Source organism: Streptomyces sp. NBC_00887 (genome assembly GCF_045207585.1).
Genome location: NZ_CP108788.1, coordinates 7,394,994 through 7,420,928, shown reverse-complemented (window position 1 = coordinate 7,420,928; position 25,935 = coordinate 7,394,994). Strand labels below are relative to the sequence as shown.

At 70.0% G+C, this 25,935-nt stretch carries 22 protein-coding genes and 3 tRNA genes; 12 read left to right on the top strand and 13 right to left on the bottom strand.

The genetic code is table 11. The annotated features are described in order from the left end of the window. Positions 1-336 precede the first annotated feature (336 nt). The 3 genes from OG844_RS33790 (at position 337) to OG844_RS33780 (ending at position 2,769) form a co-directional block, all read left to right on the top strand. Positions 337-762 (top strand): hypothetical protein, encoded by a 426-nt coding sequence (locus OG844_RS33790; protein WP_406395502.1) that lies wholly within the window; start codon positions 337-339, stop codon positions 760-762. Between the two features lie 732 nt (positions 763-1,494). Further along, a complete protein-coding gene (locus tag OG844_RS33785; protein WP_406395500.1) occupies positions 1,495-2,079 on the top strand; it encodes a DUF4352 domain-containing protein in 585 nt (194 codons plus the stop codon). 285 nt (positions 2,080-2,364) lie between these two features. After that, positions 2,365-2,769 carry a DUF6221 family protein gene (locus tag OG844_RS33780; protein ID WP_406395499.1) on the top strand — a complete coding sequence of 135 codons (405 nt, stop codon included), beginning with the start codon at positions 2,365-2,367 and terminating at the stop codon, positions 2,767-2,769. Positions 2,770-2,924: 155 nt separating this feature from the next. Here OG844_RS33780 and OG844_RS33775 read toward each other — a convergent pair whose 3' ends face one another. From OG844_RS33775 to OG844_RS33760, 4 genes are all read right to left on the bottom strand, one after another. Further along, entirely contained in the window at positions 2,925-4,139 is a 1,215-nt protein-coding gene (locus OG844_RS33775; protein ID WP_406395497.1) for a tyrosine-type recombinase/integrase, read from the bottom strand. 101 nt (positions 4,140-4,240) lie between these two features. Then, a tRNA-Ile gene (locus OG844_RS33770) sits at positions 4,241-4,317 on the bottom strand. Positions 4,318-4,529: 212 nt separating this feature from the next. Continuing rightward, positions 4,530-4,602: transfer RNA gene (locus OG844_RS33765), tRNA-Asn, on the bottom strand. Positions 4,603-4,607: 5 nt separating this feature from the next. Further along, positions 4,608-4,680 (bottom strand) — tRNA-Asn (locus OG844_RS33760). Between the two features lie 181 nt (positions 4,681-4,861). On the opposite strand from OG844_RS33760, the gene OG844_RS33755 reads away from it, so the two are divergent. The 4 genes from OG844_RS33755 (at position 4,862) to OG844_RS33740 (ending at position 10,464) form a co-directional block, all read left to right on the top strand. Continuing rightward, positions 4,862-5,173 carry a YtxH domain-containing protein gene (locus OG844_RS33755; protein WP_406395496.1) on the top strand — a complete coding sequence of 104 codons (312 nt, stop codon included), beginning with the start codon at positions 4,862-4,864 and terminating at the stop codon, positions 5,171-5,173. A 70-nt stretch (positions 5,174-5,243) separates the two neighbouring features. Then, positions 5,244-6,689, top strand: a complete 1,446-nt coding sequence (locus OG844_RS33750; protein ID WP_406395494.1) for an FGGY family carbohydrate kinase — start codon at positions 5,244-5,246, stop codon at positions 6,687-6,689. Positions 6,690-6,805: 116 nt separating this feature from the next. Further along, entirely contained in the window at positions 6,806-8,539 is a 1,734-nt protein-coding gene (locus OG844_RS33745; RefSeq protein WP_406395493.1) for an ABC transporter ATP-binding protein, read from the top strand. After that, on the top strand, positions 8,539-10,464 hold the full coding sequence (locus tag OG844_RS33740) for an ABC transporter ATP-binding protein (protein ID WP_406395491.1): 1,926 nt from the start codon (positions 8,539-8,541) through the stop codon (positions 10,462-10,464). The genes OG844_RS33745 and OG844_RS33740 overlap by 1 nt, the downstream gene beginning before the upstream one ends. 73 nt (positions 10,465-10,537) lie before the next feature. Here OG844_RS33740 and OG844_RS33735 read toward each other — a convergent pair whose 3' ends face one another. The 5 genes from OG844_RS33735 to OG844_RS33715 all read right to left on the bottom strand — a co-directional run bounded on the left by OG844_RS33735 (position 10,538) and on the right by OG844_RS33715 (position 17,487). After that, positions 10,538-11,626, bottom strand: coding sequence for an RNA polymerase sigma factor (locus tag OG844_RS33735; protein ID WP_406395490.1), 1,089 nt, complete (start codon positions 11,624-11,626; stop codon positions 10,538-10,540). 199 nt (positions 11,627-11,825) lie between these two features. Next, positions 11,826-13,736 carry a DNA primase gene (gene dnaG / locus OG844_RS33730; RefSeq protein ID WP_406395488.1) on the bottom strand — a complete coding sequence of 637 codons (1,911 nt, stop codon included), beginning with the start codon at positions 13,734-13,736 and terminating at the stop codon, positions 11,826-11,828. Between the two features lie 91 nt (positions 13,737-13,827). Continuing rightward, positions 13,828-15,087 carry an NAD(P)/FAD-dependent oxidoreductase gene (locus tag OG844_RS33725; protein ID WP_406395487.1) on the bottom strand — a complete coding sequence of 420 codons (1,260 nt, stop codon included), beginning with the start codon at positions 15,085-15,087 and terminating at the stop codon, positions 13,828-13,830. A 105-nt stretch (positions 15,088-15,192) separates the two neighbouring features. Beyond that, positions 15,193-16,533, bottom strand: coding sequence for a deoxyguanosinetriphosphate triphosphohydrolase (locus OG844_RS33720; protein WP_406395485.1), 1,341 nt, complete (start codon positions 16,531-16,533; stop codon positions 15,193-15,195). A gap of 36 nt (positions 16,534-16,569) precedes the next feature. Beyond that, complete coding sequence (locus OG844_RS33715; protein WP_406395483.1) at positions 16,570-17,487, bottom strand: sirohydrochlorin chelatase; 918 nt, start codon at positions 17,485-17,487, stop codon at positions 16,570-16,572. A gap of 190 nt (positions 17,488-17,677) precedes the next feature. On the opposite strand from OG844_RS33715, the gene OG844_RS33710 reads away from it, so the two are divergent. Further along, positions 17,678-18,418: a vancomycin high temperature exclusion protein gene (locus OG844_RS33710; RefSeq protein ID WP_406395482.1), complete on the top strand. Its 741-nt coding sequence runs from the start codon at positions 17,678-17,680 to the stop codon at positions 18,416-18,418. Positions 18,419-18,485: 67 nt separating this feature from the next. Beyond that, positions 18,486-20,564: a molybdopterin oxidoreductase family protein gene (locus OG844_RS33705; RefSeq protein ID WP_406395481.1), complete on the top strand. Its 2,079-nt coding sequence runs from the start codon at positions 18,486-18,488 to the stop codon at positions 20,562-20,564. Here the strand turns inward: OG844_RS33705 and OG844_RS33700 are convergent. From OG844_RS33700 to OG844_RS33685, 4 genes are all read right to left on the bottom strand, one after another. Continuing rightward, the gene (locus tag OG844_RS33700) at positions 20,527-20,976 is read right to left on the bottom strand and encodes a gamma-glutamylcyclotransferase (RefSeq protein WP_406395479.1); all 450 of its coding nucleotides are present in this window, start codon (positions 20,974-20,976) and stop codon (positions 20,527-20,529) included. The genes OG844_RS33705 and OG844_RS33700 overlap by 38 nt on opposite strands. Next, entirely contained in the window at positions 20,973-21,311 is a 339-nt protein-coding gene (cutA, locus tag OG844_RS33695) for a divalent-cation tolerance protein CutA (protein ID WP_406395478.1), read from the bottom strand. Before cutA ends, OG844_RS33700 begins: the two co-directional genes overlap by 4 nt. Before the next feature lie 105 nt (positions 21,312-21,416). After that, on the bottom strand, positions 21,417-22,892 hold the full coding sequence (gene tnpB / locus OG844_RS33690) for an IS607 family element RNA-guided endonuclease TnpB (protein WP_406395477.1): 1,476 nt from the start codon (positions 22,890-22,892) through the stop codon (positions 21,417-21,419). A gap of 132 nt (positions 22,893-23,024) precedes the next feature. Next, positions 23,025-23,615 carry an NADPH-dependent FMN reductase gene (locus OG844_RS33685; protein WP_406395475.1) on the bottom strand — a complete coding sequence of 197 codons (591 nt, stop codon included), beginning with the start codon at positions 23,613-23,615 and terminating at the stop codon, positions 23,025-23,027. A gap of 68 nt (positions 23,616-23,683) precedes the next feature. Between OG844_RS33685 and OG844_RS33680 the strand changes: the two genes are divergently transcribed. The 3 genes from OG844_RS33680 to OG844_RS33670 all read left to right on the top strand — a co-directional run bounded on the left by OG844_RS33680 (position 23,684) and on the right by OG844_RS33670 (position 25,922). Continuing rightward, complete coding sequence (locus OG844_RS33680) at positions 23,684-24,478, top strand: aminotransferase class IV family protein (RefSeq protein WP_406395474.1); 795 nt, start codon at positions 23,684-23,686, stop codon at positions 24,476-24,478. 55 nt (positions 24,479-24,533) lie between these two features. Then, positions 24,534-24,995 (top strand): DUF5990 family protein, encoded by a 462-nt coding sequence (locus tag OG844_RS33675; RefSeq protein ID WP_406395473.1) that lies wholly within the window; start codon positions 24,534-24,536, stop codon positions 24,993-24,995. 339 nt (positions 24,996-25,334) lie between these two features. After that, a complete protein-coding gene (locus OG844_RS33670; protein ID WP_406395472.1) occupies positions 25,335-25,922 on the top strand; it encodes a hypothetical protein in 588 nt (195 codons plus the stop codon). Positions 25,923-25,935: the final 13 nt, after the last annotated feature.

The following is a 25,935-nucleotide window of genomic DNA, read 5'->3' as shown; positions in this document are numbered from 1 at the left end:
ACACAAACCGTCTCGCTGGTAAGGGATTTGACGGCAAGACCAGCGATCTGAGGGCCACTGCATCCATACGTTGAGGGCCCGTTGCTTACCCGCGAAGTCTCTCAGCCGCCACTGACAGTCCGCCACTGACACCTCAGGTCGTCCCTGCCCCGAGCCGCATGAGCCGCGAGATCAGGTCAACGCGCAAGCAGATGCTGATGTCCCGCCGCTGAACCGATGGGTCACCGCACCACCCCTGGTTCGAGATGTCCGCGGACCTGTGCCTACGGTGCGCGCGACGAGAACTGATGTCGAACAGGACTGGGGGCACGGGTGAGCACCACTTCGGCAGGACCGGTGAGCGCGGCGGACCTGCGGCGACGGGTTCGCGCTGCTGAAGCGCTGAAGGCGAAGACGCGGGAGATGGCAGCTACGAACACGCTGAGCGCACGTGAGGCCGCGGTGACCGCAGCCAAGGCAAAGGAGGAGGCCGACGCCACGGCTCGGGAAGCTACTGCTGTAGTTCTGCGGCTGTTCGGCAACGATGCCGAGTTGGTCTCGGAGCTGCTGGGCGTGCCGGCGGAGGAGCTGGAACGCGAGGCGAAACCTGTTACCGCCGCTCGTGCGAAGGAGATCATCGAATCGCTGCGGGCCCGTGCCGAGCGTCCCCGCCCCACCCGGGTCCGAAAGCCCCGGGCCGTTGCGGCGGAAGCGGCTTCTTCGGCCTCGGGCATCCCGGCCCCGGTCGTCACAGCGGACGGTAGCCGGGCTGATGCCTCCTGAAAACGACCTTGGGCCCGGACTCTTCCCATTCGCGGCGGTGAACGAGTCCGGGCCCGTTCCCGTTGATGAGCAACTTGCCCTCATCGATGAACCAACGCCCTTGCGCATACCGACTGTTGAGTGGTCGGCCTGGCTTGCCAACGAGTCCGTTCGAGCCCGGTACTGGGCAAAGGTCTACCGAACAGGGTCTACCGAGGACTGCTGGTTCTTCTTCGGCGGGATCTCCAGCACCGGCCACGCCAGCTTCAGGGCCGCCTCGCGGCCGGGCAGGACGCGACGCGGCACGGTGCCAGGCCACCTCTACGGGTACCAGCTCGCGCACGGTGCCATCCCTCGGCTCGGCTGGGGCACCGACAGCCCGACCGTCTGCCACACCTGTGACAACCACTCCTGCCAGCAGCCGACGCACCTGCGACTGGGGACAGCGGCGGAGAACCGGGCCGAATGGCTGGCCCGCCGCAGAGACCCGGGTAGCCCCCTCGCAGACGTCCGTGGGCCAGCTGGACGTTCCCGCGCTATCGGTGCCGCTATCCGAGGCGGCCGAGAAAGAGGTGAGCCTGAAGCACAGATCACGACACGCATCCGGGCGGCCATCGCAGAGGGCCGCCCACTCAGCCTCTGGTGACGAACTACCTGTGGTGGTGGCGCGGTCGCAACGGACGACCACACAGCTTCACCCCGTCTCCGTATATGACAGCGTGACCCCCTCAACACTCAGTCCCAGGGGGGACCATGCGCACCCGCACAACCGCCGCCCTCATCACGGTTGGCCTACTCGCCACACTCACCGCATGCGGCAGTAGCAGTGACGACGCCAAGGTAACCAAGAGCACGGCCACACCTGAGCCTGCACCCACCAGTGCCACGCCCGAACCCACACCCACGCAACAGACCACCTTCGCCATCGGCGAGACTGCAGACGTCAACGACACCGCCAATGACGTCTCGTTCAGCGCAACGGTCATCGCCTACACCCAGCCGGTGAAGGGCCCGCAGCCTCCCACCCCTGACCTCGGAGGCGACGCCTGGGCCACCGCTGAGATCAAGGTCTGCAACCTCAAGGGCCAGACGTTCGCCGTCAGCCAGTTCCCCTGGTCCCTCGCTTACAAAGACGGCACCCGCATGGAAGTTACCGGCCTCAACGGCGGCGACCTTCCCAAGCCCGAGTTCCCCACCGACGACGTGTCGGTGAAGGCCGGCGACTGCGTGCGCGGAAGGATTCCTTACCCCGTCACAGCTAGCAAGCGGCCCGAGCGGATCGTCTACGCTCCGCAAGCGATGGACGAACCCCTGGAGTGGACCGTGCCCGCCGAGTAACAGGAGGGGGCGCCCTGGCCGACAATTTCCGCACCGGGCGCCCCTACCGCAGCCTCGTCGACCACATGAAGTCCGCAGGAGCCCCGCTGTTCTACGACCACAACGTCGACGGCACGCCATGCCACCCGATGAACTTCACGCTCTACCACCTCGCCCCCTGTGCAAGGGTGGCAACCTCCTCGGCCCAGCAACAGGGCCGCACCCCGACGGTGCAACTCGGGTCGGGGCAACCGGCGTCGTTAAGGCAGCTGTGTCCCTCACGGAGGTGCTGACACCATGGCGGGCATGGACGATTTTGTGAAGTTCCTTCGCGCACGGATCGACGAAGACGAGGCCATAGCCAAGGCGCCAACCCATGTGACGTGGGCGACTGCTGAATGGCGGTTCGGCGAGGTGGACGGCGCCTCGTACGTGGATCTCGGCACGAACCACCTTGACCGAGTAAGCAGCCTCACCGACGCGGAGATGGAGCACATCGCCCGCCACGACCCGGTCCGTGTCCTGCGCGAAGTCGACGCCAAGCGTCGCATCCTTGCTGAGCACGACGAGGTTGCGGCTGGCGCGGCCTCGGACGACTGGCTCATCAGAGACCCATCGCGTGCGGTACTGCGCATCCTCGACCCGGTCCTACGCACGCTCGCTCTGCCGTACGCCGACCATCCGGACTATCGCAACAGTTGGCGTCCGTGACCGCCCCCACTTACGGAGTTTCCCCGTCAGCACCCCAGCCTCCGCGGGGCGCTCGCGAACTGTGTCACGTCGATGACCGCAGGCCCCGCCCGTGGGCCTACATGGCCGCCCAAGCACCTCCACCCGAGCGCCCATGTAGGCCCACGGGCGGCGCATCAGGCTGCGGCAGCACTCATCGCCCACTCGACGGCTGCCACGACCTCGTCGTCCGACGCCTCCAGCAGGTGCCCGTACCGGTCCACCGTCGTGGTGATCGACTCGTGCCCGAGTCGGGCCTGGATCACCGGCAGCGGGACCTTGCCGGCGATGAGCCAAGAAGCGTGCGTGTGCCGGAGGTCGTGGATCCTCGGCCTCTTGGTGAGGCCGGCGGTGTTGGCTGCGTCGAGGGCGGGCTTCCAGCGGTGCGCGTGGAACACGCCTGAGTGCCAGGCTCCCCCTTCGGGGGCCGTGAAGATCAGGTCGGTCGGCTTCTTGCCCAGGCAGCGCCGCTGGAACAGTTCCACCTGCTCTGGCGTCAGCACGAGGGTACGCCGTGACTTCTTCGTCTTGGGGGCGCCGAGGAACGTTCCGCCCTCGCCGCGCCTCTTCCAGGCCCGCTGCACGCGGAGCGTCGGCCTCTTCCCCACCAGCGTGAAGTCGCGGGGCTGGAGCGCCGTGATCTCGCCCCAGCGGAGCCCGGTACTCACCAGAGCATCGACGATGTCCAGAGCGTCCGCCCGTACATGCTGCCGAAGGACGGCGTACTCGTCGGGTTCAAGGAAGACCTCGTCGTCCTCCGTGTCGTTTCCCTTGGGCAGCCGGGTGTGCGCGCAGGGATTCGAGTCGCGCAGCGGCGGATCGGAGGTCACGGCCGACTGGAGAATGCTGAACAGCAGGCCGTGCAGGTTCGCGATCGTCTTCGCGGCATACGGTCGGCGTTCGGTTCCGGCAGGATGCAGCGGACCAGGCTTGCCACCTTGCAGGTCGAGGATCCACTGACTGATGTGGGCGCGGGTGAACCGCGGGCCCCGGTCGGAGACCGACAACTCCGCGAACCACGGAATCAGGTGGTTATCGATGAATCTGGTGTAGTTCGTACGCGTGTGGTCCGATATATCGGTGAGCAGACCTACGTAGGCGTGTGCATACACGGCGAACATCTCGGCATCAGGCACCGCCGGTTCGTCAGGCTTGACGAAGCCCTTGCCCTTGATCCACCCCGGAGGCCATTGCTGTCCGTGACCGTTCACCAAGTCTCGAAAGCGTTCCGCCGGGTCGGGATCATCGAAGGTCTCGTTGCACCACGCGCCAGCGCGGCCGCCTCCGGCCCGCCAATAGACGATGTGCGAGGCCCCTCCGGAGCTCAGATTCTTTGTCTTGATGTAGGCCATGAAGACAAGCGTACGAGGGCCCCGTGCGGTACTCGTGCGGTACCGCGCCTGCCCGACGGCTCATCAATCGGGTGAACCTGCAGGTCACGACGTTTCTGCTGTGGTGGGGCGGGTGGGACTCGAACCCACGGCCGACGGATTATGAGTCCGCTGCTCTAACCGGCTGAGCTACCGCCCCGTTTCGGCGTGGCGCGTACATGTGTGCGCACCGTCTGCCGCAGCATAGCCGGTCATACGATCTCCTGCTGCGGATGGTCGGCTTCGCATGACCATGAAGACCGCGCTGCGTGCTGCCCGGTTCCGGCCGGTGCGAAATCGCCCCGAAAGAGTCGTCGGCAGGGCTTCGGCGGGCATACGAAAGAGGACCCCGAAGGGTCCTCTTCCTTACCGCTCCCCCGACTGGACTCGAACCAGTAACCCTCCGGTTAACAGCCGAATGCTCTGCCAATTGAGCTACAGGGGATCGCGCTCCCCCGACTGGACTCGAACCAGTAACCTGCCGGTTAACAGCCGGCTGCTCTGCCAATTGAGCTACAGGGGATTGCTGCGTTGCATCGAATCGTACCTACCTGGCGGCTGCCGAGCGGCGCGCGTTCGCTGCGACACATACATTAGCGCAAGCAGGGGGGTGCTCCGCCAATCGGTATCGCCCGGGGTGATCTCGGGTGCGCGCGGGTAGGCGGCCAGCACACGTCCCACAGAGCGAAGGAAGGGTGGCAGCCATGCGGTACCGGCTCACGTTCATCGCCGGAGTGGCCCTCGGTTACGTGCTCGGCACGCGAGCCGGCCGCGAGCGCTACGAGCAGCTGAAGAAGTCCGCACAGCGGTTCACCGAGAATCCGGCCGTGCGCAACGCGGCGGAGTCCGCCGCGACCGGCGGCCGCGAGTTCGCGGGCAAGGCGTACCACTCGGTGAGCGAGAAGGTGGGGGACAAGGTGCCGGTCTCCGTCTCCGACCGGGTGCGTTCGCTGCGGGAGCGCAGTGGCCACAACGGTCACAGCGGCAGCGACGACTGGGGCACGACGAACACCTGACCCGGCCCACTACCGGGGGCCGGGTGGCGCCCGGTAGGGCAAAGCTCCGCCGGTGCGGCAGAATCTGTGTATGGGCATAGTCGCCGGCTTGGACAGTTCATCCGCCTTCACCCACATCGTCGTCTGCGACGCGGACTCGGGTGCGGTGCTGCGGCAGGGGTATGCCGCGCACCCCATCGAGGCCAAGGCTTCCGAGGTGGATCCACAGGCATGGCTGCTCTCACTCGGTGAGGCGGCTTCCGGCGGTCTGCTCGAGGGCGTGCAGGCCATCGGCGTATGCGCACAGCAGCACGGTCTGGTGCCGCTGGACCGCCAGGGCAACCTCGTACGTCCGGCGCTGCTCGGGAACGACCGGCGGGCGCAGGTCGCCGCGGCCGATCTGATCGACGGGCTGGGCGGCCGGCAGGCCTGGGCCGAGGCCGTCGGGTCCGTCCCGCAGGCCGCGCAGCCCGTGGCGAAGCTGCGCTGGCTGGCCCGGACCGAGCCGGAGAACGCGCAGCGCGTCGCCGTCGTGATGCAGCCGCACGACTGGCTGGTGTGGCAGTTGCTCGGCAGGCCCAACCGCCGGACCACCGACCGCGGTGCCGCGTCCGGCACGGGCTACTGGTCGGCGGGTTCCGGCTCCTACCGACCCGATCTCGTGGAGCTGGCGCTCGGCCACCAGGCCGCGCTGCCCGAGGTGCTCGGTCCGTCGGACGCCGCAGGTACGACACCCGAGGGGCTGCTCATCTCGGCGGGCACGGGCGAGACGATGGGCGCCGCCTTCGGGCTCGGGGTCGCGGCCGGTGACGCGGTGGTGTCGCTGGGCGCCTCGGGTTCGGTGATGGCCGTGCACCACGAGGCGCTGGCCGACCCGAGCGGAATGATCACCTCGTTCGCCGACGCGACCGGTATGCATCTGCCGGTGGTCCACACGTCGAACGCTGTACGTGCGCTGCGCGGCACCGCCGAGATGCTGGGCGTGGACGATCTGGACGAGCTGTCCGCGCTGGCCCTGAAGTCGACACCCGGTTCCTCGGGGCTCGTACTCCTGCCGTATCTGGAGGGCGAGCGCACCCCGCAGCTGCCGCACACCGCGGGAACGCTGAGCGGGTTGCGGCGCGAGTCGATGAAGCCGGAGCATCTGGCGCGGGCGGCCTTCGAGGGGATGCTGTGCTCCCTGGCCGACGCGCTGGATGTGCTGCGCGGCCGGGGCGTGGAGGTGCGGCGGGTGTTCCTGCTGGGTGCGGCGGCGGAGCTGCCGGCCGTGCAGGCGCTGGCCCCCGCGGTGTTCGGTACGCAGGTCGTCGTGCCGCAGCCCGCCCAGTACGCGGCGCTGGGTGCGGCCCGGCAGGCGGCGTGGGCGCTCGGGGCCTCCCGGGGGTCCCTCGACCCGCGCACTCCCCCGGCATGGCAGGGTGCCGCGGCGCAGGTGCTGGAGCCGGGCGAGGAGCTGGCGGTCGGCCGGGCCGTGCGCCAGCAGTACCGGGCGACCCGGGACCAGGTGCATCCGGGGGCTTTCGGCGGCGCCGTGTGAGGTGCGCGGGAGCCGGTCTGATTTGACCTGGGCTTGAGCAAAAGTGTTGGAAGTCGTGGGTCGGCGTACCGGAGGATGGAGCGGCCTTTGCCGTTCGCCGACTCCGAGAGACACGCGTGCTCATAAAACTCCTGCGGGCCTACCTGCGCCCGTACAGAACCCCGATCGTGCTGCTGGTGCTGCTCCAGCTCCTGCAGACCTGCGCCACTCTCTATCTGCCCAGCCTCAACGCGGACATCATTGACAACGGTGTCGTCGCGGGGGACACGGGCTACATCCTGGAGTTCGGCGGCGTGATGATCGCCGTCAGCATCGCCCAGGTCCTCTGCAACATCGGCGCCGTCTACTACGGGGCGCGGACGGCGTCCGCGCTCGGGCGGGACGTCCGGGCCTCCGTCTTCGACCGGGTGCAGTCGTTCTCAGCGCGCGAGTTCGGGCGCTTCGGTGCTCCCTCGCTGATCACCCGCACGACCAATGACGTGCAGCAGGTCCAGATGCTCGTCCTGATGGCGTTCACGCTGATGGTCTCGGCGCCCATCATGTGCGTCGGCGGCATCATCATGGCGCTCGGGCAGGACGTCCCGCTGTCGGCCGTGCTGCTGGCCGTGGTCCCGGTCCTCGGCGTCTCGGTCAGCCTCATCGTGAAGAAGATGCGGCCGCTGTTCCGCATGATGCAGGAGCGTCTCGACACGGTGAACCGGGTGCTGCGCGAGCAGATCACCGGTAACCGTGTGATCCGCGCCTTCGTCCGTGACGGCTACGAGGAGCGGCGCTTCCGGGGTGCCAACACCGAGCTGACGGATGTGGCCGTGTCCACGGGCCGGCTGATGGCCCTGATGTTCCCGGTCGTCATGACGGTGGTGAACCTGTCGTCCATCGCCGTGGTCTGGTTCGGTGCGCACCGCATCGACAGCGGCGGCATGCAGATCGGTGCGCTGACCGCGTTCCTCGCGTATCTGATGCAGATCGTCATGTCGGTGATGATGGCCACGTTCATGTTCATGATGGTGCCGCGTGCCGAGGTCTGCGCAGAGCGCATCCAGGAGGTCCTGGAGACCGACTCGAGTGTGGTGCCGCCGACGGCCCCGGTCACGGAGCTGCGCAGGCACGGCCATCTGGAGGTGCGGGGCGCGGAGTTCCGCTACCCCGGAGCCGAGGAGCCCGTGCTGCGCGCGGTCGACCTCGTGGCGAAGCCCGGCGAGACGACCGCGATCATCGGGTCGACGGGCAGCGGGAAGTCGACGCTGCTCGGGCTCGTACCGCGACTGTTCGATGTGACGGACGGCGCCGTGCTGGTCGACGGCACGGACGTGCGGACACTGGATCCGGTCCTGCTGGCGAAGACCGTGAGCCTCGTCCCCCAGAAGCCGTATCTCTTCTCGGGCACGGTCGCGACGAATCTGCGGTACGGAAACCCCGACGCGACCGACGAGGAGCTGTGGCACGCGCTGGAGGTCGCCCAGGCCAAGGAGTTCGTGGGGCAGCTGGAACACGGTCTGGACGCGCCGATCTCGCAGGGCGGCACCAATGTCTCCGGTGGTCAGCGGCAGCGCCTCGCGATCGCCAGGACGCTGGTGCAGCAGCCGGAGATATACCTCTTCGACGACTCCTTCTCGGCGCTGGACTACGCGACGGACGCCGCGCTGCGCCGGGCGCTGTCCCAGGAGACGGCGGGAGCGACCGTCGTGATCGTGGCACAGCGGGTGTCCACCATCCGTGACGCTGACCGGATCCTGGTCCTGGACGAGGGCCGGGTCGTCGGGACGGGCAGCCATCACGAGCTGATGGACGGCAATGAAACCTACCGGGAGATCGTGCTCTCCCAGCTGACGGAAGCGGAGGCCGCCTGATGGCAGGGCCGGGCGGGCGGATGATGGCCGGAGGGCCCACCGAGCGGTCCATGGACTTCAAGGGGTCAGGGAAGCGGCTTCTCGGAAGGTTCAGCAGGGAGAAGGCCTCGCTGTACCTGATGCTGGGCGCCTGCACGCTGAGCGTGGCGCTCTCGGTGGTCGGGCCGAAGATCCTCGGCGGGGCCACGGACCTCATCTTCGCGGGGGTCGTCGGCCGGCAGATGCCGGAGGGTACGACGAAGGAGCAGGCCGTCGACGGCCTGCGGGAGCAGGGCAGCGACGGGCTGGCCGACATGCTGTCGGGAGTGGACTTCACCCCCGGTGAAGGCATCGACTTCAGCGCGGTGGGGAACGTCCTGCTGGCGGCTCTGGTGATCTACGTCGGCGCGGGGCTGCTGATGCTCGTTGCGACCCGGCTGTCGATCCGGGTGATCAACCGGGTCGTGTTCCAGCTCCGCGAGGACCTCCAGACGAAGCTGGCACGGCTGCCGCTGTCCTACTTCGACCGGCAGAAGCGCGGCGAGGTGCTGAGCCGGGCGACGAACGACATCGACAACATCGCGCAGACGATGCAGCAGACGATGGGCCAGCTCATCAACTCCCTGCTGACCATCGTGGGCGTACTGATCATGATGTTCTGGATCTCGCCGCTGCTCGCCCTGGTGGCGCTGGTGACGATCCCGCTGTCGGTGTTCATCGCGGCCCGGGTCGGCAAGCGGTCGCAGCCGCAGTTCGTGGCGCAGTGGAAGGTGACGGGCAAGCTCAACGCCCATATCGAGGAGATGTACACCGGGCACACCCTGGTGAAGGTCTTCGGGCGGCAGAACGAGTCCGCGAAGGACTTCGCCGAGCAGAACGACGCACTGTACGAGGCCGGCTTCAGGGCCCAGTTCAACAGCGGGATCATGCAGCCGCTGATGATGTTCGTCTCGAACCTGAACTACGTGCTGGTCGCCGTCGTCGGCGGGCTGCGGGTGGCGTCGGGTGCGCTGTCGATCGGTGATGTGCAGGCGTTCATCCAGTACTCGCGCCAGTTCTCGATGCCGCTGACACAGGTCGCCTCCATGGCGAACCTGGTGCAGTCGGGTGTCGCCTCGGCCGAGCGGATATTCGAGCTGCTGGACGCCGAGGAGCAGGATCCCGACCCGGAGGAGGCCGAGCGGCCCGGGGAGCTGCGCGGCAACGTCTCGCTGGAGGGGGTTTCCTTCAGGTACGACCCGGAGAAGCCGCTCATCGAGGACCTCTCGCTGAGCGTGGAACCCGGTCACACCGTCGCGATCGTCGGTCCGACCGGCGCCGGCAAGACCACGCTGGTCAATCTGCTGATGCGGTTCTACGACGTGACGGGCGGCCGGATCACGCTCGACGGCGTCGACGTGGCGAGGATGTCACGCGACGAACTGCGGTCGGGCATAGGGATGGTGCTCCAGGACACCTGGCTGTTCGGCGGCACGATCGCGGAGAACATCGCGTACGGTGCTTCGCGCGAGGTCACCCGGGAGGAGATCGAGGAGGCGGCACGGGCGGCCCACGCCGACCGCTTCGTCCGTACCCTGCCGGACGGCTACGACACGGTGATCGACGACGAGGGCTCCGGGGTCAGCGCGGGCGAGAAGCAGCTGATCACCATTGCGCGGGCGTTCCTGTCGGATCCGGTGATCCTGGTGCTGGACGAGGCCACCAGCTCGGTGGACACGCGTACCGAGGTGCTGATCCAGAAGGCGATGGCCCGTCTCGCGCACGGCCGGACGAGCTTCGTGATCGCGCACCGGCTCTCGACGATCCGGGATGCCGACGTGATCCTGGTGATGGAGAACGGCTCGATCGTCGAACAGGGCACGCACGACGAGCTGCTGGCGGCCAAGGGCGCCTACGCCCGGCTGTACGCGGCGCAGTTCGCGCAGGCGCTGGCCGAGGTGGACTAGCGGGGGCGTGCTGACGGGCCGTCCGGCTGCCTGCCGGGCGGCCCGTCGGCATCTGCTGCCGGTCGGCGGCCGGTCAGTCCAGGTAGCCACGGAGCTGGTCGGCGAAGGCGTGGTCCCGCAGCTTGTTCAGGGTCTTGGACTCGATCTGCCGGATGCGTTCGCGGGTCACGCCGAAGATCCGGCCTATTTCCTCGAGCGTGCGGGGCCGCCCGTCGTCCAGCCCGTAGCGGAGCTGGACCACCTTCCTCTCCCGCTCCCCGAGGGTGGAGAGCACCGCCTCCAGGTGTTGGCGCAGCAGGAGGAACGCGGCGGACTCGACGGGGGACGTGGCGTCGCCGTCCTCGATGAGGTCGCCGAAGGCGACGTCGTCCTCCTCACCGACGGGGGCGTGGAGCGAGACCGGTTCCTGGGCGAGACGCAGGACTTCGCCGACCCGTTCGGGCGTCAGGTCGAGCTGGGCCGCCACCTCTTCGGCGGTCGGCTCGTAGCCGCGCTCCTGGAGCATCCTGCGCTGGACGCGTACGACCCGGTTGATCAGCTCGACGACATGCACCGGGACCCTTATGGTCCGGGCCTGGTCGGCGAGGGCACGGGACATCGCCTGGCGGATCCACCAGGTCGCGTACGTGGAGAACTTGTAGCCCCGGGCGTAGTCGAACTTCTCGACGGCCCTGATCAGCCCGAGGTTTCCCTCCTGGACGAGATCGAGCATGGTCAGTCCGCGGCCGACGTAGCGCTTGGCGACGGAGACGACGAGGCGGAGGTTGGCTTCGATGAGCCGCCGCTTCGCCATGCGTCCCATCACCACGAGCCGGTCCAGATCGACCGCGAGCCGGGTGTCCGGGTCAGGGGTGCCGGCGAGGCGTTCCTCGGCGAACAGTCCCGCTTCGACGCGTCGCGCCAGTTCCACCTCCTCGGCGGCGGAGAGCAGGGGTATCCGTCCGATCTCCCGCAGGTACTGGCGGAAGAGATCGGACGACGGAACGCCGGCTTCCGTGCGGCTCCGTGGCTCCGGGGGTTCGGGAACCTCCACCGGTTCCTCCATCACCGGGTCGGGTGCACCCCCGGGCGGACCTGCCGCCTCGGGGTGGCGCGTGGCCCGGTTCTGCGCGGGAATCGCCGGGACATGCTCGGTCGTGGTCGTCACGGTCCGGGTCTGCACGGGGGCGACCTCCAGGTGATCGCTGCCGGATCGCGGCGATGGGGGTCCGCGCCTTCGGTGGACCGTCCGCGCTCCGATGACTCAGGCACCGGCACCCAGTGTGGGGTACGACACATCGCTGCCACGAGGGGCGTGCGGTGACTTTCTGAGTCCGGTCCGTGACGGGGTGATTACCGGGTGGGGCCGGCAGCGGTACGGATCAGAGCGCGTCGGCGCCGTTGCTCCGCAGCGACTGGGCGTACTGCTGGAGGACCCAGACCTCGTTCTGCGCGGCGGCCAGATGGTCGGGGGCCACGTTGCTCCCCAGGCGGGCGAGGCTGCCCTGGACGTCGTCGATCCTGCGGTCGACCGCGCGCAGGCGGACCTGGACGAGCTGCATGCCCGCGTACGTCTCGTCGATGGACTTGCCGTGGAACACCTCGACGGCGAGCTCGGTCACGAGGTTGCGCACGGTGTCGTTGGGCGCCACGTCCAGGACGTTGACCAGGTAGTCGCGGGTCTCGGCCAGTCCCTGCTCGGCGCCGCCCGCCTCCGCGATGCACTGGCGCACCGCCGCGTAGGGCGGGGCGGTGAACTCGTCGATGCCGTAGGCGTCGAAGGCCGGGGAGACCAGGGCGGGCTTCTGCAGGGCGAGCTTGAGCAGTTCGCGCTCGGTGCGGTGGGCGGGGCTGCGGAGGTTGAGCGCGGGTCCGGAGGGCGCCGAGAGGGCCTGGGTCTGCTGCTGGGGGCCGCCGCGGGAGGGGCCGCCGCCCTGTCCGGGGCCGCGGTCGCCGCCCCGGTCACGGGCCCACCGGGCGATCTGGCCGACGCGCTTGACCACGAACTGGGTGTCGAGGATGCCGAGCAGACCGGCCAGCTGGACGGCGACCTCGTGCTGCGAGGAGCTGTTCTTGATCCGGGCGACGACGGGTGCCGCCTCGTCGAGCGCGGCCGCGCGGCCGGCCGGGGTCTCCAGGTCGTAGCGTCCGACGATCTGGCGCAGCGCGAACTCGAAGAGCGGGGTGCGGGGTTCGACCAGGTCGCGGACGGCGTCGTCGCCCTTGGCCAAACGCAGGTCGCACGGGTCCATGTTGTCCGGGGCGATCGCGATGTAGGTCTCGGCGGCGAACTTCTGGTCGTCCTCGAAGGCGCGGAGGGCCGCCTTCTGACCGGCGGCGTCCCCGTCGAAGGTGAAGATGACGCGGGCGCTGCCGTTGTCCATCAGGAGCCGTCGGAGGATCTTGATGTGGTCGTTGCCGAACGACGTGCCGCAGGTGGCGATCGCGGTGGTGATCCCGGCGAGGTGGCAGGCCATGACGTCGGTGTAGCCCTCGACGACGACGGCCCGGCTGACCTTGGCGATGTCCTTCTTGGCCAGGTCGATGCCGTACAGCACCTGGGACTTCTTGTAGATCGAGGTCTCGGGGGTGTTGAGGTACTTCGGGCCGTTGTCGTCGTCGCGGAGCTTGCGGGCGCCGAAGCCGACGATCTCTCCGGAGGTGTCGCTGATGGGCCACATGAGCCGGCCGCGGAAGCGGTCGATGGGGCCGCGGCGGCCGTCCTGGGAGAGGCCCGAGCTGATGAGCTCCTTGTCGCTGAAGCCCTTGCCGCGCAGAAAGCGGGTGAGGTGGTCCCAGCCGGCGGGGCTGTATCCGACGCCGAAGTGGGCCGCGGCGTCCTGGTCGAAGCCGCGCCCGGCGAGGAACTTGCGGCCGATCTCCGCCTCGGGGCCGTCCAGCTGCTCGCGGTAGAAATCGGCGGCGATCTTGTGCGCCTCGACCAGCCGGATGCGTTCGCCGCGCTGGTGGGAGGGGTTGTAGCCGCCCTCCTCGTACCGCAGGGTGATGCCCGCCTTGGCAGCGAGGCGCTCGACCGTCTCGGAGAAGGTGAGGTGGTCGATCTTCATCACGAAGGCGATCGTGTCGCCGCCCTCCTGGCAGCCGAAGCAGTGGAAGAGGCCCTTGCTCGGGCTCACCTGGAAGGAGGGGGACTTCTCGTCGTGGAAGGGGCACAGGCCCTTGAGGTTTCCGCCGCCCGCGTTGCGCAGTTGGAGGTACTCGGAGACGACGGCGTCGATCGGGACCGCGTCCCGGACCGCCTTCACGTCGTCGTCATTGATCCTGCCTGCCACGAGTGAAGTCTACGGGTGGGGTCGGACATCCGGGACCGGCCGGCGGCGGGCCTGGGCGCACGCCCGTCGACCGTCCCGGATGTCCGCAGGGTCAGAGCAGGGACGCCAGCGGCACCGACGGGTCGCCCAGGGCGTCCGGGTCGGTCTGCTGCCCGGCCCGGATCAGCTCCTGGATGCTTTCGGTGACATCCCACACATTGACGTTCATCCCGGCGAGCACCCTGCGGTCCTTGAGCCAGAAGGCGATGAACTCCCGCTTGCCCGCGTCCCCGCGGATGACGACCTGGTCGTACGAGCCCGGCGGCGCCCAGCCCGAGTACTCCAGGCCGAGGTCGTACTGGTCGGAGAAGAAGTACGGGACCCGGTCGTAGGACACCTCCTGGCCGAGCATGGCGCGGGCGGCGGCCGGGCCGCTGTTCAGCGCGTTCGCCCAGTGCTCCACCCGCAGCCGGGTGCCGAGCAGCGGGTGGTCCACCGCGGCGATGTCCCCGGCGGCGAAGATGTGCGGGTCCGAGGTGCGCAGGGAGGCGTCCACGGCGACCCCGCCGCCGTGCGCCCGGTCGGCCATGTCCAGCCCGGCCGCCTCGGCGATCGCGGTGCGCGGTGCCGCGCCGATCGCGGCGAGCACGTCGTGGGCGGGGTGCTCCTCACCGTCGTCGGTACGGGCGGCGAGGACCAGGCCGTCCTGCCCGGTGATCTCGGTGAGGCGGGCACCGAAGTGGAAGCGGACGCCGTGCTCGGTGTGCAGATCGGTGAAGATCTGGCCCACCTCAGGGCCGATGACGTGGTGCAGAGGGGTCGCGGAGGGTTCGACGACGGTGACCTCCGCGCCGTAGCCCCGGGCGGCCGCAGCGACCTCCAGACCGATCCAGCCTCCCCCGGCGATGACCAGGTGGCCGTTGTCCCGGCCGAGGGCGGCGAGCACGTTGCGCAGCCGGTCGGCGTGGGCGAGGCGGCGCAGGTGGTGGACCCCGACCAGGTCGGTGCCCGGGATGTCGAGGCGGCGGGGTTCGGCGCCGGTGGCGAGCAGCAGCTTGTCGTAGTGGACGACGGTGTTGTCACCGAGCTGTACGGAGCGGCCGTCCCGGTCGATCGACGTGACCACCTGGCCCAGGTGGAGTTCGATGTCCGCACGGGCGTACCAGGCCGTCTCGTGGACGAAGACGCTGTCCCGGTCCTCCTTCCCGGCCAGGTACCCCTTGGACAGGGGAGGCCGTTCGTACGGATGGTCGCGCTCATCGCCGATCAGGATCACCCGGCCGGTGAAGCCCTCCGCCCGGAGTGTCTCGGCCGCCTTGGCTCCTGCAAGTCCTCCGCCGACGATGACGAACGTCCGGTTTGCGTCGACCACTTGATGCCTCCTCGGTGCTGTGCTGCGCGGCGCCACCACCTGCGAGCGTCCCGCACGCAGCGTGATGACGAAAGAGGGTGTACCCCGATCGGTCACATCCAGGTGTCATGTGCCCTGGCGTGGACCAGTCTGCCGAACCCCGGTGAGAGTCCCGTGCAAGGAGCGGGCCGAGGCGTCCGTGAGGGCGGCGATCTGGTCGACGAGGACGCGCTTGCGGGCCCGGTCGTCGGGCGCCGCCCCGTACAGGGCACGGAACTGCGGTTCGAGGCCCTCCGGGGCGCGGGCGGTGAGCGCGGCGGCGAGCTCCGCGATGACGATCCGCTGGTCGGCGCGGATGGCCTCCTGCTCGGCGCGCTGCATGACGTAGCGGTCGGCGACGGCCTTGAGCACCGCGCACTCGTTGCGGACCTCGGGCGGGACGACGAGTTCGGCGCCGTACCTGCCGAGCCGTCCGGGGCCGTACGCGCCGTGCGTGGCGGACTCGGCGGCGAGGCAGAACCGCCCGATGAGCTGGCTCGTCGCATCCTTGAGCCGGGCCTGCGCGACGGCGGATCCGTCGTAGCCGTGCGGCCACCAGTCCTGGGCGACGAGCCGGTCGAGGGCGTCGGCGAGCTCCTGCGGTTCGGTGTCCGCGGGGACGTAACGGCCGATGGCGACCTCCCAGATGTCCCGGCGCTCCGGTTCGGCGAAGAGGCAGCTGGGGTCGATGTGCCCGGCGTGCAGTCCGTCCTCGAAGTCGTGCACGGAGTACGCGACGTCGTCGGACCAGTCCATGACCTGGGCCTCGAAGCACTTGCGGTCCTGCGGTGCGCCCTTGCGGACCCACTCGAAGACCGGCAGGTCGTCCTCGTACACCCCGAATTTCGGCGAGCCGGGGTCGGTCGGGTGCCCGCCGCGTGGCCAGGGGTACTTGGTGGCGGCGTCCAGGGCTGCACGGCTCAGGTTGAGTCCGACGCTGACGAGCTCGCCGCTCCGGGTGTCGCGGACGAACCGTTTGGGCTCCAGCCGGGTCAGCAATCGCAGCGACTGGGCGTTGCCCTCGAAGCCGCCGCAGTCCGAGGCGAAGTCGTTGAGTGCCTGTTCGCCGTTGTGGCCGAAGGGCGGGTGGCCCATGTCGTGCGCGAGGCAGGCCGTCTCGACGAGATCGGGGTCGCAGCCGAGCGCGGCGCCCAGCTCGCGGCCGACCTGGGCGCATTCCAGGGAGTGCGTGAGCCGGGTCCGGGGGCTGGCGTCCCAGGCGTGGCCCCGCGTGCCCGGGGTGACCACCTGGGTCTTCCCGGCGAGTCTGCGCAGGGCGGCGGAGTGCAGTACCCGGGCGCGGTCTCGCTGGAAGGCGGTGCGGCCGGGCCTTTTGTCGGGCTCGGTGTCCCAGCGCTCGGTGTCGGCCGTGCCGTAGGGCGTGGCGGCGTACTCCTGTGTGTCCCCGATGTCGTGCGTACCGTCCATGACCTCGACACTAAACGGCCGGGCCGACAGGACGGCTCAGGCCGACGCCAGCAGTCGCTCGCCCTCGAGGGATCCTTCCGCCATCACCTGGTCGTACCGGTGCAGCAGCAGCCGTGCCATGGACGGGTGCGCGCCGAGCGGTGCGGAGGCGATCCAGGGTGCCGCGGCGGCTGCCGCCGTGGCGAAGCGTCCGGGTGCGGTGAAGTACGAGGCCACGGCGACCCGGTGCCGGCCGCGTGCGGCGAGGGCGCGCAGGGCCACCGGGACGGTGGGCGTGGCAGCCGACGCGTAGGCGGGTACGACGGGCACTCCGCCGAGACGGTCGCTGAGCATGCGGGCGGTGCGGCGGGTGTCGACGGCGGAGTCCGGGTCGCGCGATCCGGCGGCTGCGAGCACGACGGCGGCGTTGCGGCTCCTGTCGTCCTCGTCCTGCCAGCCCGCGTCGACGAGCCGCTCGTGGAGCGTCTCGACCAGCATCGGGTGCGGCCCGAGGGGTGCGGCGATCCGGGTGCGCAGGTGGCCGGCCGCCGATGCGGCCTGCGGCAGGTCGTGCCTGACGTGGTGACCGCGGCCGAGCAGCAGCGGCACGAGTACGGCGTCGCCCGCCGGGATGCCGTCCAGCGTCGCAGGAAGCAGCGGTTCGTTCAGTTCGATGTGCCCGAGCCGTACGTCGAGGCCGGGGCGCAGCTCCCGTACCCGTTGCAGGAGCTCCTGGACGGTGTGCAGGGCCTGTGGGTCCCGGCTGCCGTGCGCGACGGCGACCAGGGTGGGGGCCGAGGGCCTCTCGTTGCCGCGGTGGGCGTCGTTCCGGATGCGGTGCATGGGCCTGCGGGTTCCGTTCAGGGAGACGAGGCTGAGCTGGGTTCCGAGCTGTGAGGTGATGCGGGTCAGAAGTTGCGCCGTGCTGTCGAGGGGCAGGGGCTCACGAGGGTGTTCCGGTGCCGTCTCCGTCATGGACCGATGGTGCCGGGCGGACGTTGCCGGGCCGTTTCGCACCGGTGACGGGTGTTTGCCGCTGCCTCACGGACCGGGTGCGGGCGGTGTCAGGACAGGGGTTTCGCGATCGGCCGGCCCGTCCGGCGAACCCTTTGCCTCTTCTGTTCGTCCCGTTACACGAGGAACCGGTACCGACACAGGGGGATGCATGAGGCTGAGGGCACTGAAGCTGCCGACGGCTCCGGCCGGGCTCGCGGCGGTACGGCCGCGGCTGCCGCGCTCACGGCGCGGGCAGCGGCGGCTGGTGCAGGGGCTGATGACCCTCTGCGTGGTGGCCCTGGCGCCCTCGACCTGGCTGCACGCCACGGCGGACGCCCGGGTGCGGACCACGGCCGACGCCCCTTCGCAGCAGGTCGCCGTCGTGTTCGGGGCCGGACTGTGGAAGGGCAGACCGACGCAGTATCTCGCGCACAGACTGGATGCGGCGGCCGAGCTGTACCGGAGCGGCAAGGTGAAGGTCGTACTGGTCACCGGGGACAACAGCCGGGTGGAGTACGACGAGCCGGATGCCATGCGCACGTATCTCACCGGGCGCGGGGTGCCGGACGGGCGGATCGTCAGTGACTACGCCGGATTCGACACCTGGGACTCCTGTGTCCGGGCCAAGAAGATCTTCGGGGTCGACCGGGCGGTCCTGGTGAGCCAGGGCTTCCACATCCGCCGCGCGATCGCCCTGTGCCGGGACGCCGGGATCGACGCGTACGGGGTGGGGGTCGACGCCGTACACGATGCGACCTGGTACTACGGCGGGACACGGGAGGTGTTCGCGGCGGGCAAGGCCGCCCTGGACGCCGTGTTCGAGCCGGACCCCCACTTCCTGGGGCCGCGCGAGCCCGGAGTGACCGACGCGCTCGCCGCCGATCTCACGGCCGGGGACGGCCGGGGCTGAGGTGTGCGTACCGGGGGCGTAACCGGACGCATCGGCGCCCGTAATACCCGGCTCGCACGCTGGACGCATGGCCCGCACCGAGACGTCCACCCATTGCCCGTACTGCGCGCTGCAGTGCGGGATGAAACTGCGACCGGGTACCGATGGTGCGGTGCCCGAGGTCGTGGAGCACACCGCCTTCCCCGTCAACCGGGGTGCCCTGTGCGGCAAGGGGCGCACCGCCCCCGCCGTGCTCGCCGCCGGTGTACGGCTGACCGAGCCCCTCGTGCGCGACGAGGTGAGCGGTGAGCTGGTGCCGGCCGGCTGGGACGAGGCACTGGACCGGATCGCCGGCGCGCTGCGCGGGACGCGGGCCGGGCACGGGGCGGACGCGGTGGGCGTCTTCGGCGGCGGCGGGCTCACCAACGAGAAGGCGTACGCGCTGGGGAAGTTCGCCCGGGTCGTCCTCGGCACGTCCCAGATCGACTACAACGGGCGCTTCTGCATGTCGTCGGCTGCGGCGGCGCACCAGCGGGCGTTCGGGCTCGACCGGGGGCTGCCGTTCCCGCTGGAGGACATTCCGCGGACCGGGTGCGTGATCCTGGTCGGCTCGAACCTCGCCGAGACGATGCCGCCGGCGCTGCGCTATCTGACGGAGCTGCGGGAGAACGGCGGCCGGCTGATCGTCATCGATCCGCGCCGCACGAGGACCGCCGAGCAGGCCGATCTGCATCTGACGCCCCGGCCGGGCACGGATCTGGCGCTCGCCCTCGGAATGCTGCATCTGGTCGTGGCGGAGGGGCGGGTGGACGGGGAGTTCGTCCGTACCCGCACGAACGGCTGGGACGAGGCCAGGGCGGGTGCGATGGCGCACTGGCCGGAGCTGGTGGAGCGCATCACCGGGGTGCCCGTGCCGCAACTGCGCGAGGCCGTGGAGATGTTCTGCGGTGCGGAGACCGGGATGGTGCTCACCGCGCGGGGTCCCGAGCAGCAGTCGAAGGGGACGGACACGGTCGGCGCGTGGATCAACTTCTGTCTGGCCACCGGCAGGGCGGGCCGTCCGCTGTCCGGGTACGGCTGCCTGACCGGCCAGGGCAACGGCCAGGGCGGCCGGGAACACGGCCAGAAGGCCGATCAGCTGCCGGGCTACCGCAAGCTCACCGATCCGGCCGCGCGCCGCCATGTGGCCGGGGTCTGGGGCGTCGACCCCGACTCGCTGCCGGGACCGGGGCGCAGCGCGTACGAGCTGCTGGACGCGCTGGGGCAGGACGTGAAGTCCTTGCTGGTGATGGGTTCCAACCCGGTCGTCTCCGCCCCGCGCGCCGGGCACATCGAGGAGCGGCTGCGGTCTCTGGACTTCCTGGCGGTCGCGGATGTGGTGCTGTCGGAGACGGCGGCCCTGGCCGATGTGGTGCTGCCGGTGACGCAGTGGGCGGAGGAGAGCGGCACCACGACCAATCTGGAGGGCAGGGTGCTGCTGCGGCAGCGGGCGGTCACGGCGCCGCCGGGGGTGCGCAGCGATCTGGAGGTGCTGAACGCCCTGGCCGGGCTCCTGGGGCACGGGAAGGGCTTCCCGGCCGATCCGGAGGAGGTCTTCGACGAGCTGCGGCGGGCTTCGGCGGGCGGACCCGCCGACTACGCGGGCATCACCTACGCCAGGATCGCGGCGGAGGACGGGGTGTTCTGGCCATGCCCGGACGAGGAGCACGCCGGGACGCCCCGGCTGTTCCTCGAGCGGTTCGCGACGGACGACGGGCGGGCCCGGTTCGTGCCGGTCACCCACCGGCCGGCCGCGGAGGAGACGGATGCCGAGTACCCGGTCGTGCTGACGACGGGGCGGGTCGTGTCCCAGTACCAGTCGGGGGCGCAGACCCGCCGGGTGGACGAGCTGAACGCGGCCGCGCCGGGCCCCTTCGTGGAGCTGCATCCGCGGCTAGCCGAGCGGATCGGGGTGGCCGAGGGCGAATCGGTCGCCGTCACCTCACGGCGCGGGCGGGCGGTCGCGCCGGCCCGGATCACGGTGGGGATCCGGCAGGACACCGTGTTCATGCCGTTCCACTGGCCGGGCGAGGGCCGGGCCAACACCCTGACGAACCCGGCCCTGGACCCGGTGTCGCGCATGCCGGAGTTCAAGGTGTGCGCGGTGCGGGTGGAGGCCGCCGGGTGAGCCAGGCGCCGGAGGGGATGGGTGTCCCGCCCGTGCGCAGGGTGCGGGTGACGGCGGGGGCGGCGAAGTAGACCCAGGCACGGACCGGCTCGGCCGGTTCCGGCCCGGGGGTCACCTGCCGCACGACCCGTTCGTACAGGTTGCGCGGGTGGTCCGGGCCCAGGTACTCCTCCAGGTGGTCCAGGAGCTCAAGCAGTTCCCCGTACGATCCGGGCGCGGCGGTCACGAGCGCGCCGTGGACCGTGCCGTTGCCTTCGACGGCGTACGGATATCCGGGGCCTTCGTAGAGGAGGGCACCCGGCAGTACCGCCGGCCGCTCCGCGCTCGTACGGCCCCGCAGGAGCAGGTCGTGGTTGCGCTCGCCGGGGAGCAGCGTGCCGTACACGAAGAACGGCAGTACCGCGTCGGTCACAGGGCCGCCGCGGATGCCGTCTCCGCCGTCACCCAGGCGAGGTAGCGGGCGTTGCCGCGCACCACGGGCGTGGCGATGATCTCCGGGGTGTCGTAGTCGTGCGCCGCGACGAGGTGCGCCTCCAGCTCGTCGTACCGCTCGGCCTTCGTCTTGAGCAGCACCTGCCATTCCTCGGTGGTCTCGATGGCGTTCTGCCAGCGGTAGACGGAGGTGACGGGTGCGGAGATCTGGGCACAGGCGGCGAGGCGTGCCTCCACGGCGCCCCGGGCCAGGAGGTGGGCCTTCTCTTCGCTGTCCGTCGTGGTCAGTACGGTCAGCCATGCCGGCTCGGTCATCCCCGGGGCTCCTCGGTTCGGTCTCGTCGGCGTACGGGCCGTTGCTTTGAGTATCAGCAGATCTCAGCAATCCCGGCTTTTCTGCCGGAATGGTCCGTAACGGTGTCACCAGAGCGCGAGTTGCATCTTGGTGTCCTGTTGACGGTCTCCCGTTTCTGTCCCGGCCCTGGGGCCGGGGATTGTGCCACCTGCCCGCCCCGTCCCGGCCTTGCGGCGCGGGCGGGTGATGCGGGTCTTGCGGTCGGCTCCACGGGGCTTCGACCCCACCACAACGGCGGGGTCCAGGTCTCCGGCCACTCCGGTACCTGTATTGCTGGTGGTGCTGGTGCGGGTCGCGAGGGCGACCAGGTTGTGTCCCGCGTTCTCGTCCCGGTCCAGGACGAGACCACAGTTGTCGCACTCGAAGACACGCACGCTCAGGGGCAGCTTGGCTTTCACCGCACCACAGCGCGAGCACGTCTTCGAGGAAGGAAACCACCGGTCGGCAACAACAAGCCGTGTCCCGTGCCGGCGGGTCTTGTACGTCAGCTGACGCCGGATCTCACCGAACGCCGCATCCGCGATCCGGCGCGACAACCGCCGGTTGCGGCCCATCCCGGCCACGTTGAGGTCCTCGACCACGATGGTTCCGTACTCGCGGGCCAGGCGCGTCGTCAGCTTGTGCAGGGTGTCCTCGCGAAGATTCGCCACCCGGTGATGCACCTTGTTCCGAAACCGGTTCGCCTTCTCCCACCGACGCGAGGGCTGCTGGCCCGTGCGCCGGTCGGGACCCCGGCGACGGGAGACAACACGACTGGCACGGCGTAGCTGTTTCTGTGCGCGGTCGAGGTGGCGGAGGTTGGGTTCCTTGGTCACGGTGCCGTCGCTGTCGGCGAGGACCGCCAGGGTTTTGATACCCAGGTCGATCCCGACGGCGGCATCCGGGCGTGCGACCTTCACAAGCGGTTGTTTCTCCTCGACCTGGAAGGAGGCGAACCAGCGCCCCCGGTCCAGGCGCACCGTCGCGGACAGGATCCGCATGGTGCCCGCGTCGATACGTGCGCGCAAGTCAGGGCGGCGCTCGTGGAGGCGGACCGTGCCGATCCTGGGCAGGGTCACATGCCTGCCATCCGCCTCGATACGGATCGTGCCGGTCGTGAACCGGCACGTCAGACGCGCCCTCCGCTTCCGCTTGAAGCGGGGAACACCCACCCGCGCGCCCTTGCGCTTACCGCTCTTGGACTTCGCGTAGTTGTCGAACGCCGCCGAAGCATTGGCCAGACCGGTGCTGTAGGCCTCCTTCGAGTTCTCCTCCCACCACCCGGCGAACCGCGGATCGGTCCGCTTGCCCTCGTTGAACGCCTTTCGCAGCGAGGGCAGCGACCACGACCGCCACGGAGTCAGCTCATCCTCAGAAATCCCGTACGACTGCTCGGCCTTGCGCTGCCACCACACAGCGGTGACATGGGCAACAGCCCAGTTGTACGCGGCACGCGCCGCACCCGCATGCGAATGCAGGCGCCCCACCACCGTGGCATTCGGGTCCAGGGCAAGCCTGTACGCGGAGACCGCAAAGCCCTGTTGCGGCGTGAACTTCTTCACGCACCCACCCCACCGGGGCGACGACAACAGCTTCGTAGCTTCACCACATCAGCATATTCACAGAAAATGCCGTACAACTACCGAAAGAAATAGGAACATTTGTTTACCCCTCGATTGTCGTCCCCACAACGGTCAGGCGCCGTACGGATGCCGTTCCCTGGCCTCGCGCAGGGCGCGGCCCCACCAGAACAGCTGGTCGAGCATCGTCTTGGCCGCGGCGTCGGACGGGTCCGGGTCCTTGGGCCTGCCCCGGTCGTCGAAGAGCGCACCGGCGTTGTGGAAGGAGACGGTGTCGCGTACGGAGACGGCGTGCAGTTCGGCGAAGACCTGGCGGAGGTGTTCAACGGCCCTCAGGCCGCCGGAGATTCCTCCGTAGCTGACGAAGGCGACGGGTTTGGCCTGCCATTCGGCGTAGTGCCGGTCGATGAGGTTCTTCAGCGGGGCCGGGTAGGAGTGGTTGTACTCGGGGGTGAGGACGACGAAGGCGTCGGCATGCGCCAACCGGGGTGCGACGTCCTGGAGTCGGGCACCGGGGCGGCGGGAGGGGGTCTCCGACTCGGCGACGTCGATGAAGTCGGTCTCGATGTCCGGGTGGCCTGCGGCCCGGTCGAGGAACCACTCGGCGACGACGGGCCCGAAGCGGCCCTCGCGGTTGCTGCCGAGGATGACGGCCACCTTCAGCGGGGCGGTGGATGCGGCGGGAACGGGTGTGTCGATGTCCATGCACCGCAGCCTCACACCTCAACCATGATTGAGGTCAAGTCCGGCACGCCACGGCTACGGTGGAGCGCATGACAACTCCCGCATCCGTGCCGTACGTCGAGATCAACGGCCACCGGGCCACCGAGGACGACCTTCGGATCCCGGCGTTCGCCGGCTACGGCCACTTCACGGCGATGCAGGTCAGGGACGGAAAGGTGCGGGGACTCGCTCTGCACCTGGCCCGGCTGGACTCGGCGAGCCGGGAGCTGTTCGACCAGCCCCTGACCGGGGAACACGTGCGTGGGCTGATCCGGCACGCGCTCGAAGGTGCCGGGGTACGGGACGCGTCGGTGCGGGTGCACGGCTTCCTCCCGCCGGGCGATACGGCGACGACCCCGATGGTGACGGTGCGGCCGCCCGCGCAGATGCCCACCGCGCCGAAGAGCCTGATGTCCGTGCCGTACGCGCGCACCGCACCCCACATCAAGCGCCCGGGCGACTTCGGCCAGACCTATTACGGGCTGCTGGCCGGGCGGGCGGGCTTCGACGAGGCGCTGCTGACCGCGCCGGGCGGTGTGGTGACCGAGGGGTCGATGACCAACATCGGTTTCTGGGACGGCGCTTCGGTGGTCTGGCCGGACGCTCCCGTACTGACCGGCATCACCATGGCCCTCCTGGAGAGCGGCCTCGCACAGGCCGGCCGGCCGCCGGAGCGGCGCCCGGTGACGCTGGAGGACCTGGGCGCCTACCGGGCCGCCTTCGTCACCAACTCGCAGGGCATCGCGCCGGTCCTCCGGATCGACGACACGCCCTTCACGGTCGACGAGGAGCTGATGAAGCAGCTGGGGCAGGTCTACGAGGACGCCCCCTGGGACACCGTCTGAACCGTGAGGGGGCGCTCCGTGCACCGCCGGAGGGCGGGTGCACGAGCATGGGGACATGCAGATCCGTATCGAAGCCTCAGGACTCCCCGGCCGCACCTGCCCCCCGGGCACCGACTTCGCCGGTTTCGACAACATCCACGTAGGCGTGCAGCGCAAGGACAGGCCCGACGAGCTGCTGGGACTGCATCCCGGCGACGCCCCCTCCGCCACCTGGACACTGGACTGCACCGCCACCCCGACCGCCGACGGCGTCGAGATCACGGGGCCGTACATCCAGAACCGGCTCGGCGGGCGCTTCGTCTACCTGTCCTGGGGCACCGTGGACGAGTCCGGCGTCTTCACCATGTTCCGGCGCGCCAAACTGATGCTCGCCGATGTCGACGGGGGTGTCCTGGACGCCGCCGCCCGGACCGGGCACCTGATCGCGCGGCTGCGTCTGACCGACGACAAGGGGCAGCCGCGGTGCGCCCGCGTACGCCCTCCGGACATCACCTGGTCCGCCACAGACGGCGCATGACACCGCCCCCACCGGTCCCAGGGGGGGGATTGGGTCGGTGAGGGCGGTTGCCGTGGGGGCGGCGGGGGGCGCCGTCCCGTGGGGGGTGTGAACCTTGTGCCCGGGTCTTCCAGGACCATACATGTGAGGTGCGTCACATGTCACGTTTCGCGGCGTCACTCGATCGGCACCCGGCGGCCCCAGCAGCCGGCACCACCGCCACGACCTGCGCCGGGCCGGACGGGCGGGCGCGCCCGACGGGTCCGGACGGGTGAGAACTGACTGCACGTCAGCTGGCGGAAGGCGGGCGCCGCCCGTTGTCTCGGAGGCAGGACACACCCGCCTTCCCGGAGGATTCCCATGCGCAGCCCTGCCCGCCTCGTGACCGGTACCGCCGCCGCGGCCCTCACCGCCGTCGCGCTCGGCCTCGCCACCACCCCGTCCGCGTACGCCGAAAGCGCGGTTGCGAGGCCGGAGTCGCCCGCCTGGCCGGCACCCCGGACGAACCCGGGGACGGATTCCGAGGCCGGCACCGGAGCGGAGACCGACCCGAAGGCGCAGACGGAACCCGGGGCGGACACGGACCCCGGTACGGAGACGGAGCTGACGGAGACCGAGCTCACCGAGACCGAGCTCACCGAGACGGAACTGACGGAGACCGAGCTGACGGAGACCGAGCTGGGGGCGGTGGTGCGGCCCGGAACGAGCCCGCGGCCCGAGCCCGTCAAGCCGCCGCCCGGGACGAAGCCCGCGCCCGTCAAACCGCCCGTGTCCCCGCCCCGGGCCTGGCCCGAGCGTCCCTCCGGGCACGTCAGGACCGGTGTCGGCGGCAGTGCCGGACCCGACACCGTCCAGCTCGCCGCGGGCGCCGGAGTCCTCGGCGCGGCGGCCGTCGGCGGTGCCTGGCTCCTGCGCCGGCGTCGCACGGACGGCGCGCAGGACGGCTGACGGCGACACGGCG

What these genes read in the sequence shown, in the direction of transcription:
- OG844_RS33785 (WP_406395500.1), top strand. Translation starts at nt 1,495, where the DNA reads ATGCGCACCCGCACAACCGCCGCCCTCATCACGGTTGGCCTACTCGCC.
- OG844_RS33780 (WP_406395499.1), top strand. Translation starts at nt 2,365, where the DNA reads ATGGACGATTTTGTGAAGTTCCTTCGCGCACGGATCGACGAAGACGAG.
- OG844_RS33775 (WP_406395497.1), bottom strand. Translation starts at nt 4,139, where the DNA reads ATGGCCTACATCAAGACAAAGAATCTGAGCTCCGGAGGGGCCTCGCAC.
- OG844_RS33755 (WP_406395496.1), top strand. Translation starts at nt 4,862, where the DNA reads ATGCGGTACCGGCTCACGTTCATCGCCGGAGTGGCCCTCGGTTACGTG.
- OG844_RS33750 (WP_406395494.1), top strand. Translation starts at nt 5,244, where the DNA reads ATGGGCATAGTCGCCGGCTTGGACAGTTCATCCGCCTTCACCCACATC.
- OG844_RS33740 (WP_406395491.1), top strand. Translation starts at nt 8,539, where the DNA reads ATGGCAGGGCCGGGCGGGCGGATGATGGCCGGAGGGCCCACCGAGCGG.
- OG844_RS33720 (WP_406395485.1), bottom strand. Translation starts at nt 16,533, where the DNA reads ATGGACGGTACGCACGACATCGGGGACACACAGGAGTACGCCGCCACG.
- OG844_RS33715 (WP_406395483.1), bottom strand. Translation starts at nt 17,487, where the DNA reads ATGACGGAGACGGCACCGGAACACCCTCGTGAGCCCCTGCCCCTCGAC.
- OG844_RS33710 (WP_406395482.1), top strand. Translation starts at nt 17,678, where the DNA reads ATGAGGCTGAGGGCACTGAAGCTGCCGACGGCTCCGGCCGGGCTCGCG.
- OG844_RS33705 (WP_406395481.1), top strand. Translation starts at nt 18,486, where the DNA reads ATGGCCCGCACCGAGACGTCCACCCATTGCCCGTACTGCGCGCTGCAG.
- cutA (WP_406395478.1), bottom strand. Translation starts at nt 21,311, where the DNA reads ATGACCGAGCCGGCATGGCTGACCGTACTGACCACGACGGACAGCGAA.
- OG844_RS33685 (WP_406395475.1), bottom strand. Translation starts at nt 23,615, where the DNA reads ATGGACATCGACACACCCGTTCCCGCCGCATCCACCGCCCCGCTGAAG.
- OG844_RS33680 (WP_406395474.1), top strand. Translation starts at nt 23,684, where the DNA reads ATGACAACTCCCGCATCCGTGCCGTACGTCGAGATCAACGGCCACCGG.
- OG844_RS33675 (WP_406395473.1), top strand. Translation starts at nt 24,534, where the DNA reads ATGCAGATCCGTATCGAAGCCTCAGGACTCCCCGGCCGCACCTGCCCC.
- OG844_RS33670 (WP_406395472.1), top strand. Translation starts at nt 25,335, where the DNA reads ATGCGCAGCCCTGCCCGCCTCGTGACCGGTACCGCCGCCGCGGCCCTC.